The 16,589-nt window shown below is 42.2% G+C and carries 14 protein-coding genes; 5 read left to right on the top strand and 9 right to left on the bottom strand.

The features are described from left to right. Positions 1 to 86: 86 nt before the first annotated feature. From Q9G97_RS09925 to Q9G97_RS09915, 3 genes are all read left to right on the top strand, one after another. Positions 87 to 914, top strand: a complete 828-nt coding sequence (locus Q9G97_RS09925) for an amino acid ABC transporter substrate-binding protein (RefSeq protein ID WP_305898680.1) — start codon at positions 87 to 89, stop codon at positions 912 to 914. A 53-nt stretch (positions 915 to 967) separates the two neighbouring features. Then, positions 968 to 1,651, top strand: a complete 684-nt coding sequence (locus tag Q9G97_RS09920; protein WP_371747940.1) for an amino acid ABC transporter permease — start codon at positions 968 to 970, stop codon at positions 1,649 to 1,651. Positions 1,652 to 1,712: 61 nt separating this feature from the next. Further along, positions 1,713 to 2,456 carry an amino acid ABC transporter ATP-binding protein gene (locus tag Q9G97_RS09915; protein ID WP_305898678.1) on the top strand — a complete coding sequence of 248 codons (744 nt, stop codon included), beginning with the start codon at positions 1,713 to 1,715 and terminating at the stop codon, positions 2,454 to 2,456. A 19-nt stretch (positions 2,457 to 2,475) separates the two neighbouring features. Here the strand turns inward: Q9G97_RS09915 and Q9G97_RS09910 are convergent, their stop codons facing one another. From Q9G97_RS09910 to uraD, 8 genes are all read right to left on the bottom strand, one after another. Then, entirely contained in the window at positions 2,476 to 3,219 is a 744-nt protein-coding gene (locus tag Q9G97_RS09910) for a lysozyme inhibitor LprI family protein (protein WP_305898677.1), read from the bottom strand. Between the two features lie 40 nt (positions 3,220 to 3,259). Next, on the bottom strand, positions 3,260 to 4,216 hold the full coding sequence (locus Q9G97_RS09905) for a DMT family transporter (protein WP_305898676.1): 957 nt from the start codon (positions 4,214 to 4,216) through the stop codon (positions 3,260 to 3,262). Between the two features lie 241 nt (positions 4,217 to 4,457). Further along, on the bottom strand, positions 4,458 to 5,018 hold the full coding sequence (locus Q9G97_RS09900; protein ID WP_305898675.1) for an ureidoglycolate lyase: 561 nt from the start codon (positions 5,016 to 5,018) through the stop codon (positions 4,458 to 4,460). A gap of 109 nt (positions 5,019 to 5,127) precedes the next feature. Next, on the bottom strand, positions 5,128 to 6,120 hold the full coding sequence (puuE, locus tag Q9G97_RS09895; RefSeq protein WP_305898674.1) for an allantoinase PuuE: 993 nt from the start codon (positions 6,118 to 6,120) through the stop codon (positions 5,128 to 5,130). A gap of 650 nt (positions 6,121 to 6,770) precedes the next feature. Next, positions 6,771 to 8,282, bottom strand: coding sequence for an NCS1 family nucleobase:cation symporter-1 (locus Q9G97_RS09890; protein ID WP_305898673.1), 1,512 nt, complete (start codon positions 8,280 to 8,282; stop codon positions 6,771 to 6,773). A gap of 357 nt (positions 8,283 to 8,639) precedes the next feature. Further along, entirely contained in the window at positions 8,640 to 9,932 is a 1,293-nt protein-coding gene (locus tag Q9G97_RS09885; RefSeq protein WP_305898672.1) for a urate hydroxylase PuuD, read from the bottom strand. A gap of 162 nt (positions 9,933 to 10,094) precedes the next feature. Further along, positions 10,095 to 10,463, bottom strand: coding sequence for a hydroxyisourate hydrolase (gene uraH, locus Q9G97_RS09880; RefSeq protein WP_305898671.1), 369 nt, complete (start codon positions 10,461 to 10,463; stop codon positions 10,095 to 10,097). A gap of 72 nt (positions 10,464 to 10,535) precedes the next feature. Continuing rightward, positions 10,536 to 11,057 carry a 2-oxo-4-hydroxy-4-carboxy-5-ureidoimidazoline decarboxylase gene (uraD, locus tag Q9G97_RS09875; protein ID WP_305898670.1) on the bottom strand — a complete coding sequence of 174 codons (522 nt, stop codon included), beginning with the start codon at positions 11,055 to 11,057 and terminating at the stop codon, positions 10,536 to 10,538. Between the two features lie 281 nt (positions 11,058 to 11,338). Between uraD and Q9G97_RS09870 the strand changes: the two genes are divergently transcribed. Beyond that, the gene (locus Q9G97_RS09870) at positions 11,339 to 12,004 is read left to right on the top strand and encodes a TetR/AcrR family transcriptional regulator (RefSeq protein WP_201569822.1); all 666 of its coding nucleotides are present in this window, start codon (positions 11,339 to 11,341) and stop codon (positions 12,002 to 12,004) included. 280 nt (positions 12,005 to 12,284) lie between these two features. Here Q9G97_RS09870 and Q9G97_RS09865 read toward each other — a convergent pair whose 3' ends face one another. Further along, positions 12,285 to 13,691, bottom strand: a complete 1,407-nt coding sequence (locus Q9G97_RS09865) for a uracil-xanthine permease family protein (protein ID WP_201569821.1) — start codon at positions 13,689 to 13,691, stop codon at positions 12,285 to 12,287. Positions 13,692 to 14,476: 785 nt separating this feature from the next. Between Q9G97_RS09865 and Q9G97_RS09860 the strand changes: the two genes are divergently transcribed. Next, positions 14,477 to 16,552, top strand: a complete 2,076-nt coding sequence (locus tag Q9G97_RS09860) for a TonB-dependent receptor domain-containing protein (RefSeq protein WP_305898669.1) — start codon at positions 14,477 to 14,479, stop codon at positions 16,550 to 16,552. Positions 16,553 to 16,589 lie beyond the last annotated feature (37 nt).

The raw sequence follows: 16,589 nt of genomic DNA, 5'->3' as shown, positions 1-16,589 counted from the left end.
AATTTGCAATTTTTAGAATTATAAAAGTTACAAAAATTATAAGTTATAATTATCACACCATTTACTTACTTGTATAAGGACATCCTATGAAACGTCGTGCTTTGTTAACTTTCGCTGTCAGTGCGCTATTATTAAGTGCTTGTGGTCAGTCTAATACTACTGATTCAACAGCTGCTGACACGGCTAATGGTGAATCAGATCTACTACAACGTATTAATAATGGCGGTACTATCAATGTCGGTACTGAAGGTACTTACCCGCCGTTCACTTATCATGATGTCAGCGGTAAGCTTACTGGCTATGATGTTGAGGTCACGCGTGCCGTCGCTGACAAGTTGGGCGTTACGGTTGAGTTTAAAGAAACTCAGTGGGATGCGATGCTGGCGGGACTCGACTCCGAGCGTTTTGATATGGTGGCCAATCAAGTCAGTCTGACCACACCTGAGCGTAAAGCTAAATATGATAAAGCTAGTGCTTACAGCTGGTCAGGTGCAGTCGTGCTAGCGCCAACCGACGATAACCGTTATAGCTCGTGGGAAGGTTTAAAAGGTCTGCGCACTGCTCAATCACTATCGAGTAACTATGGCGAGCTTGCTGAGCGCTATGAGGCTGAAATCGTACCAGTCGATGGTATGGCACAAGCGGTGCAGCTGGTTAAGCAAGATCGAGCTGACTTTACGATGAATGACAATCTAGCGGTACTCGATTATCTCAAAAACTTTCCAGATAGTGGTCTTGAGATCAAATTAGTAGCGCCAGCCAGTGAAAAGCGTGGTTCAGGATTGGTGTTATTGAAGGGCGATGATGCGGTGGTGGCAAAATTAGATGAAGCAATGGCAGCTTTACAAGCGGATGGCACTTTAACCAAAATCAGCCAAGAGTTCTTCGGCGCTGATATAAGTAAGCAAGAGTAATGCTAGCATCTATCCTCTCAATGCTCGCTGATTTACTGTCATTACTGCCCTTTATGACACCAGATCGGGCGCAGATTGTCATTAGCTCATTTTGGCCCATGCTTAAAGGCGGTATCTACTATTCGATACCGCTGGCGCTGATATCGTTTGCGATAGGCATGGCTATTGCGCTAAGTGTGGCACTTATTCGTATTGTGCCGCGCGCAGGCTGGCTGCATAGGATTGCTTATCGTCTAGCGCGTATTTATGTGTCTGCTATTCGCGGTACACCAATGCTGGTACAGCTATTTATTATCTTTTATGGTCTGCCAAGTGTCGGGGTCAAGCTTGATCCTTTCCCTTCGGCGATTATTGCTTTTTCGCTTAACATTGGGGCTTACGCTTCAGAGACGGTACGTGCCTCTATTTTATCCATCCCAAAAGGGCAATGGGAAGCTGGTTCGACGGTTGGCTTAACGTACTTACAGACCTTTCGTCATGTAATCTTGCCGCAAGCACTGCGCGTATCTGTACCGCCGTTATCGAATACTTTCATTAGTTTGGTTAAAGATACTTCATTAGCGTCGTTAGTGCTGGTCACCGAGCTGTTTAAACAAGCGCAAATCATTACCGCGCGTAACTATGAATTTATGCTGGTGTATACCGAGGCGGCCTTTATATATTGGGGTATTTGTTTAGTATTGACCTCTATCCAAGGTCGACTCGAAACACGCCTTGATCGTTACGTCGCTAAGTAATCGTTAATACGAAACTTTATATTTTTGAAGTAATAGCACAGCCAGCATAGTAGGAGCGGTCATGATTCAAGTCACTAATATTCACAAAGCCTTTGGTAATAATCAAGTGCTCAAAGGCATCGATTTGACCATTCATAAAGGTAAGGTGGTGGTGATATTAGGGCCATCAGGATCGGGCAAAACCACCTTTTTGCGTTGTATCAATGCCCTTGAGATTCCCGATCAAGGGGTAATTGCTTTTGATGATGGTAGCTTAAGCGTAGATTTTGGTACTAAGCCTAATAAAAAAGCTTTGCTCGCCTTGCAGCGTAAGTCGGGGATGGTGTTTCAGTCTTATAATTTATTTCCGCATAAGACCGCCTTGCAAAACTTGATGCTTGGTCCGACAGTCGTGCAAGGTACTAGTAAAGCTGATGCGCAAAGTCAAGCTCTAGCATTGCTGGATAAGGTTGGGCTATCCGATAAAGCAGATCTTTATCCGTTTCAGCTATCTGGTGGTCAGCAGCAGCGCGTTGGTATTGCGCGGGCGCTCGCTATTGAGCCGTCATTATTGTTATTCGATGAGCCAACCTCTGCACTCGATCCAGAGCTAGTACAAGATGTACTTGAGACGATGAAGCGGCTAGCATCAGAGGGCTGGACAATGGTGGTGGTCACTCACGAGATTAAGTTTGCCCGCGATGTCGCCGATCATGTGGTATTGATCGAAGACGGTCACGTGGTTGAGGAGGGCAGCGCTGAGCAGATGTTTGAGATATCGGTTCATCCGCGAACTCAGGCTTTTTTACAGCGGATTGAGTCCTGATATTTTAATAAAAATGCTTTCAATCAATCCATAAGAAGTAATCATTCAGTCGATTGTCATTTTTTTGGATGAAGCAGACCTCCTCCGCTTGGTTTCTGGGCAGATGGTCGACATCCGCACCGCAAATTTCAGAGCGTTTTTTGAGCCATTGGCGTTGCTCATTTTTTAACACAGTCGCTTGACCTTGACCATAAAGTCGTCCAACTTCATAGAGAGTCGTTTGATAGCTGTCATTCAAAGCTTTGTCTGAGGCCTTGTATAAGCGATCGATTCTTTTAGATTGTGAAACTAGCGGCAGATAACTGGCATTTTCTTGGTAAGACAGAGTAGCGGTGTCCGTCGTCCAGTTGCCATTTACGGTTATCTTCTGTTTCGAGGTATCTATAAAACCGTTAAAATCCTCGCCCTCAAAGTTATAGCCTTGAAAGCCGCAAGGCGTGACGCCGTCTTTACAAATACTATGCTTGGTTTTGGCAGGATAGAGGTCGATAGTATTCTGCTTTTTGCTTAGCCTCTTGCCATACTCGCTTATTTGCAAAAGCTGCCCTAAATTTGGGGCTACTAGCAGCATATTCTCACAAGTGACATAACCTTCACCGCATCCTCTATAAAGGTTTAAGCGTTGTCCTTGCACATCCATGCCTAGTATAAAATTGGCTTGTATAGGAGCAATGGCTACAGCAAATGGTGACAGTATTAGCAGAGGTAGGATGGTAATTGAGCGCTTAAGTAAAACGCTTAACTTAAGTTTTGAGCCGTGCATAACCATTCTCCAGTGTGACTTCTGAATTATAAAACAAATTTTACTCCAATTTTACTCTTTTTCTTCTTTGCAGCCAGCGCGGTACGCGAGTAGAAGTACCATTGAGGAGCGCATTAAGTAGTGCTGCGAGTAAAATGAGTAATACACCTAAATACTGAATAGCAGATAGCGACTGGCTTAATAGCAAGATAGCTAAAGCAATAGCGGTCAACGGTTCAAAGATAGTGAACACTGAGGCGCGAGAGGCAGGTAGTTTCTCTAAGGCTTTCATATACAGCGCAAAGGGTACGACTGTACCGATGAGCGCTAATCCTAAAGCATAGCCCCAAGTCAGTACCGGTAAGCTCAGTAACTTAGTATAAGTATGATAAGTTTGAGGTAGTAACAACAGCACACCAGCGCTGATAATAATCGAGGTAAAAAACACTAAAGGTGCAGAGTGTGCGTAGTGCATCGCACGCTTACCAAGCACGCCATATAAAGAATAACAAACGCCAGCTAATAACCCCAAAGCTACGCCCCAATTGAGCTTGGCTTCGTCGCCGAGCATCGTCAAACCGACACCGAATACCGCTACCAATGCCAATAGGGCAGACTGGCGAGTGATCGATTCATCAAGAAAAATGGCTGAAAATAATAAGCTAAAGACTGGCGCGGTATATAGCAGAGCAACGGCGGCACCTGCACCGACATAAATGACGGCAAAGAAGTAACATAGCGACATACCGAGCACACCAATGAGAGATTGTAGTGCTAATCCGCCCCACTGTTTTGGGCTTAGTTTGCGCAGATAGAACCATAATTTTGGGAGCATTACTAGGATTAATAAAGCAGCGGTAACGATACGCAAAATAGTAATTTGCCAACCACTAAATCCTGCTTGATTAAGATAAGTAGAAAATATACCAAGGGTTCCCCAGCAGATCGCAGCGGTAATGATTTGCATAGTCCCTATCCAAGACTGCTTTGCTGATATCAAGCTATTATTGTCTATCATACGACTCTCATCTGAATAGCGGGTTTCAATAACAAAATGAGTGCTACTGCACTTATCTAAATAACGGCGGATTATAGAGTTTTAACTAATAAAAGACAACTCGAACAAAGTTGTTTATCATGTTTAGGCTGAGCGATTCAATATGGGCTTAACGCTTTTTGATGAGGTCATAGCTAGAAATTGAGAGCATAAAAAAGCCAGCTAATCTATATTAGCTGGCTTTAACATTAATGAATACCTTCTAAACAGCATTAGCCTTTGCTCTTTCTGACTTAGCTTGCTCAGCTGAGACATCAATGCAAACTTCCCAATCGTCAATCTCGAACTCATGGCAGTTATTACCATCACCATTGATGCGATCAACTACTAAAAAGTCACAATCAGCGTTTAGTGCCAGTAACGGATGATGCCAAACGTTCGCATCATACTGCACGCCTTGATGCGAATAGGCATAGAACACTTTTAAATCAGCCGCTGATTTAGGCGGTTCGCCAGCTTTGGCTACAACAACTAGATAGTCTGTTGAGTTCATAGAAAAAAAGGCTTGCGAGCCAAACGGATGGTATTCCATAACGGATAGCGTAATAGGGCAATCGCGTCTTTTAGTACGAAAAATACTAAAACCAACTTCACCGCCATCATTTTGAACTTTTGAGATAGCATCATGACGACAAGCGTAGCCACGATTGATATCCCAGCTGTTTTCAGGACATTTTTCTTCATCATTATAAGGCTCAATGACTGAGCCATACGGCGCGAATGCCGCTTTAGTTAGAGGTTGAGCAATTATTGTCGTTTTCATAATGTTGCCTTACTTATTTTCAGTATTAGCTACTTTACTACCGATGCATATACGGCTTAAACCGTTATCAAAAAGGCAGTAAAATCGCTAAGATAAAAGAGGGTTAACGTTACATCCAGCTGACTGTGTTATCCGCTGTGGCTGGATGGTTTTCATACCAATGCTTGGCGATTTCATCGCGACGGCATACCCAAACGTCGGGCTTACTGGTGATATATTTCAAAAATTGTTTAAGCGCAGTGATACGACCGGCACGACCAATAATACGGCAATGCAAACCGATAGTTAGCATTTTTGGCTGGTTTTTACCGTCTTTATCGCCCTCTTCATATAGAGTGTCGAAGCTATCTTTTAGGTATTGGTAAAAAGGTTCAGCGTTAGTAAAGCCAGGGCTTGAAGAAAAACGCATGTCATTAGTCTCTAACGTATACGGTATCACCAAATGCGGTTTACGAGTGATAACCTCACCGTCTTGTACTTTGACGTCTAACCAATACGGTAGCTCATCACCATAAGAGTCTGAGTCATACATATAGCCGCCTTGTTCAGCAACTAGCTCGCGTGTGTTAGGGCTATCGCGCCCCGTGTACCATCCTAATGGCTGCTTGCCTAACATCTGCTCAAATATTTCAGTCGCTCGGCGCACGTGCTCACGTTCAGTCTCACGGTACATGTATTGATAAGTGATCCAGCGCAGACTGTGGCTAGCCACTTCATGACCATCCTCTAATACGCGCTCAATGATATGCGGCGTTTTCTCAGCTGCCGCGGCACAAGTAAAAGTAGTAATCGGCAAGCCATACTCTTTGAACACATCAAGTACACGCCATACACCAACACGGCTACCGTATTCAAATGCCGACTCGATAGACTGATGGCGGTTGGTAAACTCTGGCGTACCTAGTACATCTGATAAAAACCGTTCTGATTGACCATCACCATGAATCACACTGTTTTCGGCGCCTTCTTCGATATTCAATACAAACTGTACCGCAATCTTTGCACCACCTGGCCATTTAGGATCAGGCGGATTTTCGCCATAGCCTTTTAGGTCGCGAGGATAAGCGTCTTGATCAAAATCGCTGGTGATTTTTTGGCTCATGGTCAATATTCCTTTATATGAAGAGCAGTCATTATGCTCAGGACTCGGTAGTTTTTTGCAGGCTTAGATTGGTAAGAGGTTAGGGTCTGTTGAACATTCGATCATGGCACTGACAGTGACTATTTTTTAGTCGATTCTAGATTAAAAATATCTAGTTTAGTCATTCTAAGCGGATCTTTTTAATGACGAAGCGACAAAAAAGAGTCCTGTCCTTGCAGGCTGATGCTAAAATTGCTCTATTCGTTGTAAAAATCTAGCCAAGGCATCTGCATTGCCTGCGATTTTTACCTAGACTAGAACCATTTTAGCTATCAGCAGTGCTCATTTATGAATGCTCAACAGACCCTAACTCTAATAAGCAATTAATTATTTAGACTTGCGTATAAATGGTAAGCATCATAGTAGACGCTTAGCTTTCATCTAGCAATTACAGAGGTTACTTGAAGATAATGAGGTGGCAAAGAGGTGCCGAATAATCTTTGAATGTTGCTCAAGCGTGTTAAACACTCATAAGCAGATACAAAATGCAGTTATGGCTTTTACTTTAAGGGCATCTGACCATTTGGTCAAGTAAATTATCAGCTTGTATTGATAAAAGTAAAAATAAAGAGAATATTATATCATTTATCCTAATATTCTCTCTATTTTAGCTATTTTGTCAGCTGATTGGGTTCAACTGTGAACTGCCGCATCAATACCCAGTAAACAATACCGCCAATAGCTGCACCTAGTAAAAAGCCATAGCCTTCAAATTTGGCAAATACAGGTATTAATACGGTAGCGACAGAGAATAGTGCACCGATTGCAAAAGCAATTAGCCCACGAATATTCCAACCTTTCGTATAGTAATAAGCGCCATCTGGACGGTCTGAGAATAGATCATTCATATCAATGTGTTGGCGTCTGATAACATAGTAATCAATGACCAAAATTCCAAAGAACGGTGCGATAATAGCCCCAACCGTATTCACAAAACCGACAATGCCAATCTGACTAATAAAAGACAACCAAAGCGCCCCTACAAAAAATGCAATCACAGCGGTGATCAAACCACCACGACGAAAGTTAATATGCTTTGGAAACAAGTTTGCTAAATCATAAGCGGGTGGAATGAAGTTGGCAACCATGTTAATACCAACTGTAGCGGCAAAAAACGTTAAAGCGGCAATAATAGTCAAAGGTAGTGAGTCAACACGTTCAACAATATCTGATGGATTAGTCAACGCCTCACCGAACAACACTAAAGTTCCTGCGGTAATGATTAAAGCAATGAAAGAGAAAAATAGCATATTGATGGGTAGACCAATCAAATTGCCCTTACGCATATCACGCTCGCTACATAAAAAGCGTGAAAAATCACCAAAGTTAATCACCACAGCGGCAAAGTAGGCCACCATAGTCCCAACAATAGCGGTAAAGGCTTGAAGAGATGTTCCCGCGTAGTCGCTACCGCCAGTAAAGATAGAGTTGATCGCTGGTATCAGCTCTGAGCCTGATTGATACCAAATCATGCCCATTAATACGACCATCACCACATAGACTAGTGGACCTGCCCAGTTCAAAAAGTGCTTGATAGGCTCTATACCTGCCCAGAACAGCATAATCTGAAAAACCCAGACGATGACAAAGGCCAACCATGCCGTACCGTTTAAGCCTAAAAAAGTGCTATCTGAGCTACCCATAAATACCGCTAGTAAGATGGCAACGGCGGTTGAAGCAAAATAGGTCTGCACCCCGTACCAAAAAATACCGATAATCGCTCGTAGTACAGCGGGCAAGTTAGCGCCATTGACTCCCATACTGGCTCGTATCAGTACAGGAAAGGGCACGCCATATTTTACGCTGGGTTTTCCTGTCAAATTCACCATGAGCATGACAATAAAGCCTGCGCAGATAATAGCAGCCATCACCCACCAACCGCTCAAGCCATAACTCAAAAACAAGGAGGCAGCAAGGGTATAGCCAAACAAGCTTTGAATATCATTAGACCAGACATTAAATATAGAGAACCAGCCCCAGTTACGCTGCTCAGGCTGCAAAGGGGCTAAGTCTTCGTTATAGAGCCTTGAGTTCTTACGTTCTGGATTGAAAGTTTTACAGTCGTAGAGTTGACCATCATATTGTTTATTAAGCTGATTTCCTTGCTTGTTGACACTAGACATCCCTTTCTCCTTGTGAAGTGAAATCAACTAAAACCAATATTATTAACACTTCACATAGTATATTGTTAACAATTATATATATTGATTGTTAACACTTTAAGGGTGTATCAGTTATTGGTCAAGAGAATTATTCACTTATTTCAATAAAAATGGGCAGAAATGACCTATCAAAACGCAAAATAATGAATAATATTTGAGATTAAGACAAATATGTGTCTAGTTGGCCAGTATAAGAGGGAGATAAAATGAAGGTAAATAGAATCAAAACCAGCTTATTTACCCATAAAAATAGCCAGTCATGGACTGGCTATTTTATAGATATAAGAGTTATTAGAATTTAAATGTCAAGATTCAATATTATAGCCCTGAAGCATAAGCGACGATCTGTGAGCGCTCTTCATCAGTCAGCTGAGTGATGTTACCTAACGGCATATAACCCGTCTGTACTGCAGTTACAATTTTAGCTTTCCAAGTTTTCATGTCTTCAGGCGTTTGGATAATAATACCCGCTGGTGGCGCATTGAATCCTGCTTGTGTGGGTTGTGCCATATGGCAAACGCTACATTTTGCCTGTACAACACCTATCACCGCATCATCAGCTGAGGCAGCTACAGGAACAGCCGCAGCGCCTGCAATTGGAGCCGCTCCAGCGACGACAGCTTCACCAGTAGGTGGCGCAATATCTGCTACTGGCTGAGCCGCCGCTACGGGTGGAACAGGTAGCGGCTCAATCGGTGCAGGACGCATCCAAATAATGAGCAATACAGTCGCTATTGCTGGAATAATTAGGTATTTTGGTTGATGATGACCCAAATGCTTTTGGTTAAAGTAATGACGAGCGGTTGCAGTGATGATACCGACGAATACCAGTACTAACCAACCATGCGTATGTGAATACATCATTGGATAGTGGTTACTAATCATAGTAAAGATTAGCGGTAGGGTGAAGTAGTTATTCATTAATGAGCGGTTTCTAGCCATTAATGCTAATTCTGCTACTTCTGGACCTGGCTTTTCACCTTTACGAACGCAATCTACTAGTGCACGCTGAGCGGGCATAATTCCGAAGAATACGTTACCGGCCATGATCGTACCCAAAATGGCACCAACGTGAATGAATGAGGCGCGATCACTAAATAACTGATATGAAATATAAGTGGCAATAATCATCAGTACAAAGATAGTGATACTAAAAACCATCTTATTTTTGCCGATACGGCTACGGACAACCCCTTCATAAATAGCGTAGGTGACAAGTAAGAATAAAATACTTGTAGCAATAGCACCGATATTACTACCAAAATCAACCTTACTTGGATCAATTAAGTAAGCCGTTGCATTGGCGTAGTAAACGATAGCCATCATCGCCGCACCAGTCAGCCATGTCGTATAAGCTTCCCATTTGAACCAATGCAAAGTCTTTGGCATCTCTTCAGGGTCAAGCTTATACTTAGCGATTTCATAAAAACCACCACCATGTACTGCCCATAAGTCACCTGAAATACCTTTTTTGGCCTTCCATTCGGGTGGCTTCTGCAGACTCATATCTAGCCATACAAAGTAAAATGAGGCACCAATCCATGCCACCCCAGCGATAACGTGAAACCAGCGGAAAAATAATGCTAACCAATCGAGAAGATATGCGCCCATGTGGCAGTGTCCTTTTTTGTTGCTATGTCTTGGTAACTTGTAACGATTATTGCTTACATGCTCGGTGTTACAAGCGCTTCCTTGCCTTTTTATATCTGTACTAATCTATGGCTGTTGCCGCTTACTTAAGCCTTGAGCATCTAACTACTCAAGGCTTTTTAATTATGAGCCGCGATAAGTACCATAGCCGTGCGCGCTAAGTAATAGCGGGATATGATAATGACCGTCATCGCTCACCACAAAATCAATGATAACTTGTGGATAAAAAGCTTTTAGCTTTTGCGTGTCAAAATAAGATTGCGTATCGAAAGTTATGGTATAACGACCAGCGCTTAGATTCTGCTCGCTGCTATCAACAGCTGAGTCAAACTGCCAGCCATCTGGCGTTACGCGACCATCGTCGTTAGTGGTACCATTCGCTAGTAAAGTGGCCCCACCACCGTCTTTGATGCGATGCAGAGTTAGGTCGATATCAGCCGCAGGCTTACCAAGATGAGTGTCTAAAATATGTGAGGATAGAGTAGCTGACATAATATTTCCTTTATTTATAATAATTAGATTTATTTGAATACAAGCAATCAATGCTTAGTTATAAAGTGCCGCTTAAGCTTGGCCAAATAGCTTTTGAATACGTAAGCGAGTGATTTTGTTTTGCTCAGCTGAAGCATTAGCCAGCTCAGTGTCACGATCATTTGGTAGACGAGCCATCAATAGGTCTAGCATTTGCTGAGCGCTTTTGCCCGTCGCAAAAACAATAAAGATAAAGCCAAACTTATCAAGATAGTCTTGATTACCTTGCGCAAGGTCCTCTAAGACTTGATCATCCGCTTCGCTAGCTCCTGATTGCTCGTGAGCGGCACTGTCTTGCGTATTGCGGTACTTCTCTTTGAGCGTAGCAACATTACCGATTTGCGGATGACCATCAAAAGCTTCTATTAAATTGGCCTCACTGGTTTGTGCTTTGTTCCACGCCTCATTACTAGCGCTTAACATAGCATCAATATCGCTAAAAGGGCGCTCAGCAGCTAAACTGCTCGCCCAAGCACTGCTAGTACAGCAAGTCAGCAGCGTTGCAGTAGACTCTGCATTGTCTAACTGATTGAATTGCGCTAAGGTTAAGCTCATAGTGACATCCTTTTCTTATCATTTATAATTTATAAAATTAGCATTTGCTAATTGATGACAGTTTAAACCGAAAAATCATCTATTAAAGTGATATTAATCAAATCATATTTGGTCTAATATTGTCTATTGTGCTAAAACCTGACTATTTGGTCAACTATTTTATACAAAAAACTTCCATTTGTCGCGGTATATGCCAAAAAAAGTTATATTTATTTTCTATATTAGAGATAATGCCGTATATTCTTAGTAAAAATCCTGAAATAATCTAGGTTACGACTGTTATGACTCAAAATAATCACCTCAAAGATTCAGATGCAACAGAGACATCCCTTCATCGAAGTCAGCACAGTATACGCGCCCATAATCAGGCCATTATCTTACATGCTGCTGAAGAAGAGTTCGTCCTGCAAAGCTATCGCGGTGCTACCATGCAAGGTATCGCTGATCGAGCAGGGCTACCCAAAGCCAATATTCACTATTACTTTAAGAATAAGCGCAATCTTTACAAAGTAGTATTACGCGCCATCATTGAAGAATGGAATGATGGCCTAGTCACTATGACGGTCGATAGTGATCCCAAGACAGTCATAGAGAAGTTTGTACGTACTAAGTTACATCAAGCTTTTGCCCATCCCAATCGTCATAAGCTATTTGCTATTGAGGTCATCGGCGGTGCACCGCACTTACATGACTTTATGTCAACAACGATGAGAGATTGGGCACTTGACAAGACGCAAGTGATGACGTCATGGTACAGCCAAGGCAAGATTGGTATTGCTGATCCCCTACAGTTACTAATACTGATCTGGGCCACTACCCAACGTTATGCTGAATTCGAAACTGAAATCGTGGGCTTAATGCAAAAAGAAGCTTACGATAAAGAAGATGAAGCACGAGCCGCTGACTTTTTGGTGCCGTTTATCTTGCGCGGTTGTGGTATTGAATAAAACAGTCCCTATCAAAGAGATAAAGGCGAAAACTACGATAAGTTAGCTCAGATAGGTTGATAAGCTTATAAAAGTTTAAGCAAATATACTTATTTTGTATGTTGATCTATAAAACCAATGCATCAGTTATGTATTTCATATAACTAAAAAATATTTTATCTCGTTTTGACAATTGCAAGCCTTTTAGTCGTTATACACCAATCTAGATAAGCTTAGGGCGCAGTAAAGATATATTTACTGCGCCCTATTCACACTATTATTTTAAAGCAAAGGTTCTAAATTAAGATACCTTTTGTCTAGGTGGTTTAAGACCATCTTCTAAATGCTGCTCTTCAGTATCATACTCAACACCATAATTCTTCGGCAAAATCGTATCAAGAACAATAGCGATGACACCTGACATCGTAATTGCTGAACCAAAGATATTACGGAACATCTGTGGCATTTGTGCGAACACATCAGGCACAAAAGCGACGCCCAAACCAAGACCCAAAGAGGTGGCAATGATCAGAATATTACGATGAGTAAAGTTAACCGTTGATAAAATACGAATACCAGCAGTAGCTACTGTAGCAAACATGAGTAGCGTAACTCCGCCAACGACAGGCTTTGGTAGCTGAGTGAAGATAGCACCAAGAATGGGGAACAGACCCATAAAGAACAAGATACCACCAACATAGAAGCCAACATAACGACTGGCAATACCCGTCATCTGAATGACACCGTTATTCTGACTAAAAGTAGTAACAGGGAAGCTGTTAAATATACCCGCAATGGCAGAGTTTACACCATCGGCTAACACCCCACCTTTAATGCGTTTCTCATAGAGTGGGCCTTTGATAGGCTCGCCTGAGATCATGGATGTTGCCGTTAGATCACCTGCAGTCTCAATACTGGTAATGATATACATAAAGGCAATAGGAATAAAAGCTTGCCAATCAAAAGCAAAACCAAATTTAAATGGCACAGGTACTGTTAATAATGGCGCTTGTGATACTAATGAAAAGTCAATGCGACCCATAAATGCGGCGACAACTAAGCCTAATATTAGACCAATAAAAATAGCGCTAGAACGAATCACTTTATTAGGGACGATACTAATAAGCACGACACTAATTAATACCCCACCGCCTAGCAATAAATTCGGTATGCTACCAAAATCTTCGGCACCAACACCGCCTGCTAAATCAGTAAGACCAACTTTAGTTAGCGATAGACCAATGGTGACGATAACGCAACCGGTAACGATAGGACTCATCAAGGATTTAAGCCTAGTGATGAACTGACTCAAGAATATCTCGACAAAAGCGGCTAAAAAGGTGACGCCAAAGATAACTGAGAGAATCTCCTCTGGACTACCGCCGCGGTTTTTTACGACAAAACCTGCGGCTAATACCGCAGCTAAGAAACCAAAACTGGTTCCTTGCAGTGCCATAAGCCCTGAACCTATAGGACCAATTGTACGGGTTTGGATAAAAGTAGCAACACCAGATACCATCAGCGCCATACTAATAAGGTAGGGAATATGTTCCCCTAAACCTAAAGCACCACCGATGATTAATGAGGGTGTGATAACGCCAACAAAAGCAGCTAAAACGTGCTGAACAGCACCTAAGAAAGCTTTCATTGGCGCTGGACGGTCATGTAGACCATACAGCAGATCAGGATTACCTTTGACTTCACTCATAATTGCTTCCTTTTAAAGTAACTTTGCAGTCCTATCTTTGCTGGCTATCTGAATGTAGAGCCAGTAAAGAATCACACTTGTCCTTGTGCTAATTAATAAAATAAACCAACTGTCACTGGCTAATTTTATTGATCAATACGTATATAAAAGCTGACCATTTGGTCAGTTATCTCTAGGGTATAGCGAAAAGGTAAGTGATTGCAATGTTTTTTTTCTCAAAATGCAATTATTTTACAAAAGTAAAGATATAAAACGTTGCTTATAGTAATAGTAATGAGAGGTTTATAAAAATCTGGTCATACAAAGTTTTTCTTCTGAAAAATAGTGATAAAAAGTCAAAAGTTAAATAAAAACGAGAGTTTTGAATGAAATGACAGACCCTAGGGCGTGTCCTCAATTTGAAAATAGTGATAAAAATGCTGCTATTTATAGAGCGAAATTGCAGCAGAGCTAGGATAATAGCGCTATTAATATCGAGATATTGATGAGCTATTTGACACATCCCTGCCAACATTTAGCCTTTTTAGCTCATTTAGTCCTATACGTTCAGATTATAGATATGACCTAGATAAAAAGACCAAAATATTCTTTAGCAGTGTTGCTTAATTATACTTAGTTAGTTATCATGACGTTCTTTATGTAAATAGTAATAATTATCATTAACATTATTGTTAATATTTAAGAGTCCTATTGTCGATAAGTATTACTGATAGGGAGCTATATTTAAATAATATTAATGTTGATACCTATTGTGATTGTCAATAAATACTATCAGTGAGTTAATTATGAATGTAAAAGTTAATCGTTTAAGCGTATTATCCATGGCTATAGCGGCAGCGCTCGTCTCACAAGCGGCCAGTGCCAATGAAGCCAATACTATGCCTAACACTACTCTGCAGACCATCACAGTAACAGCCAATACTTCGGTACGTGATAAAGTGCAAGAGGACTCTGTGTACATAGATGACTATACACCAGCGGCACAAGCCGATCACTTGAGTGATTTTTTGGATGTCATACCCGGTGTCACAGTAGGGGGCACCTCAACAATCAATCAACGAGTACGAGTACGCGGCCTTGATGATACCAATCTAAAAGTGACGATCGATGGCGCACGTCAAGAGGGCGCTCTGTTTTATCACATGGGCGATGTGACGATTGACCCAGATTTGCTAAAACAAGCAGAAGTCTCAGTAGGTAATAATTCCGTCACGCTTGGCAACGATGCTTTGGGCGGCGCTGTGGCTTTTGAAACAGTAGATGCGGCAGACTTACTTAAGCCAGGCCAAAAAGTAGGGGCTAAATTAAAAGCAGGTTATGCCAGCAATAACGATGAGCTACTAACCGCAGTCACTATCTATGGCGCGCCGACTGATAACATCGATCTATTGGCTTATTATAGTAAGCGAGATGCCAATTCTGGCGAAGATGGTAGCGGCCGTGAGCTTTTTGAAGATAGTGAAGGCGAGAATATTTTATTAAAAGCGGGCGCTTACATTGGCAATGATCACCACGTAGGCGCAAGCTTTAGCCGTACAGACAAAGAAGGTGTCTTTCCGTTTCGTCCTGACTTTCCAAGCTTAACCGATGATCCTATACCGCAAAAGGTAAGCCGTGATACTTATTCGCTTGATCACAGCTATAATCCTGCAAGTCAACTGATTGATATCGACACCAACCTCTACCAGACAGAGACGCAAATATTACGTGACTCTGATAATGTAGGGCGCTATGAGTTTGATGCAACGGTAAAAACGACAGGCGGTAAAATTCAGAATACTAGCTTGATTGACAGTAGCGTTATTGAAGGTATTAAAGGCACTCATAAGCTCATCACAGGGGTTGAGCACTATAAAAAAGAATCCGATTTATCCAGAGACTTTGAAAAAAGAGGGGGTGATGAAGCAACTAATACTTCTGTATACGTCGAGGATCAATGGAATATAGGCAAACTCACCTTAACTCCTGGCGTACGCTATGATCGTTATAAATCACCAGAATTTATCTCGGGCGGTCAGACGTATGACAATGTCGTTGGCGCACTAGCGGCCAGTTACGAGATTGCCCCTAGTACGCAAGTATTTGCCAGCTATACGCAACTATTCAATGGTCCTGACTTAGGGCAGGCCGTCTTCAATAGCAATGGTGCTGGTATTTATGTCAATGATGATCTAAAGCCAGAAGAAGGCTCTAATGCTGAGGTCGGTATTGCAACAACGCTACGCGGGTTGACAGTAGCTGATGACGCACTACAATTGAGTGCCAAATACTTCATAACTGATATCGAAAACTATCAGCAATTTGTCAGAACCGGCGATCGTGCTGGTCGCTATGGTCTTAACTGTACGACTGGTGAGCGCGGCGCGTCTGGTAACTTGCAAGACTGTCAAGGTATGATCAATAGCGATGAAGACTATGAGATCAAGGGCGTTGAGCTGGCGGCTGACTATAGTACTGCTAACTTTGGCATGGGACTGAGCTATTCACGCGCGCGTAGCGAGGGCGACCAAACCGGTGATAGTATTCCCTCAGTGAGTGGCGGTAGTGCCGACTCAGGTGATCGCTATATGGTGAACTTAAATTATAAGCCAAGCGATATCGTAGGTTTAGGATGGCGCAGTACTTATGTCGCATCCATTACCGATAATCAGGGAGATACCAAGCCAAACTATGATGTGCATGATGTGTATATGAACTATGCACCGCGTCAGCTTGATAATGTCACCGCAACGCTTGGGGTGTATAACCTATTTGATGAAACTTATGCTAGCCATTCCTCTCGTCTTAATACGACAGCGGATGCCTCTACTGACTTTGAGGCTGGTCGTAATATTAAGGCATCTCTGAGCTATCAATTTTAAGCAAACGCCATCCTGAAATTTCATACTAGCTTTTCTA

It is taken from the genome of Psychrobacter sp. M13, from assembly GCF_030718935.1.
Lineage (GTDB): Bacteria > Pseudomonadota > Gammaproteobacteria > Pseudomonadales > Moraxellaceae > Psychrobacter > Psychrobacter immobilis_G.
This window is presented reverse-complemented; position numbering and strand designations above follow the sequence as displayed.

Excerpts from the sequence above, each read along its gene's own strand:
- Q9G97_RS09925 (WP_305898680.1), top strand. The coding sequence starts at position 87 with ATGAAACGTCGTGCTTTGTTAACTTTCGCTGTCAGTGCGCTATTATTA.
- Q9G97_RS09920 (WP_371747940.1), top strand. The coding sequence starts at position 968 with ATGACACCAGATCGGGCGCAGATTGTCATTAGCTCATTTTGGCCCATG.
- Q9G97_RS09915 (WP_305898678.1), top strand. The coding sequence starts at position 1,713 with ATGATTCAAGTCACTAATATTCACAAAGCCTTTGGTAATAATCAAGTG.
- Q9G97_RS09910 (WP_305898677.1), bottom strand. The coding sequence starts at position 3,219 with ATGCACGGCTCAAAACTTAAGTTAAGCGTTTTACTTAAGCGCTCAATT.
- Q9G97_RS09905 (WP_305898676.1), bottom strand. The coding sequence starts at position 4,216 with ATGATAGACAATAATAGCTTGATATCAGCAAAGCAGTCTTGGATAGGG.
- Q9G97_RS09900 (WP_305898675.1), bottom strand. The coding sequence starts at position 5,018 with ATGAAAACGACAATAATTGCTCAACCTCTAACTAAAGCGGCATTCGCG.
- puuE (WP_305898674.1), bottom strand. The coding sequence starts at position 6,120 with ATGAGCCAAAAAATCACCAGCGATTTTGATCAAGACGCTTATCCTCGC.
- Q9G97_RS09890 (WP_305898673.1), bottom strand. The coding sequence starts at position 8,282 with ATGTCTAGTGTCAACAAGCAAGGAAATCAGCTTAATAAACAATATGAT.
- Q9G97_RS09885 (WP_305898672.1), bottom strand. The coding sequence starts at position 9,932 with ATGGGCGCATATCTTCTCGATTGGTTAGCATTATTTTTCCGCTGGTTT.
- uraH (WP_305898671.1), bottom strand. The coding sequence starts at position 10,463 with ATGTCAGCTACTCTATCCTCACATATTTTAGACACTCATCTTGGTAAG.
- uraD (WP_305898670.1), bottom strand. The coding sequence starts at position 11,057 with ATGAGCTTAACCTTAGCGCAATTCAATCAGTTAGACAATGCAGAGTCT.
- Q9G97_RS09870 (WP_201569822.1), top strand. The coding sequence starts at position 11,339 with ATGACTCAAAATAATCACCTCAAAGATTCAGATGCAACAGAGACATCC.
- Q9G97_RS09865 (WP_201569821.1), bottom strand. The coding sequence starts at position 13,691 with ATGAGTGAAGTCAAAGGTAATCCTGATCTGCTGTATGGTCTACATGAC.
- Q9G97_RS09860 (WP_305898669.1), top strand. The coding sequence starts at position 14,477 with ATGAATGTAAAAGTTAATCGTTTAAGCGTATTATCCATGGCTATAGCG.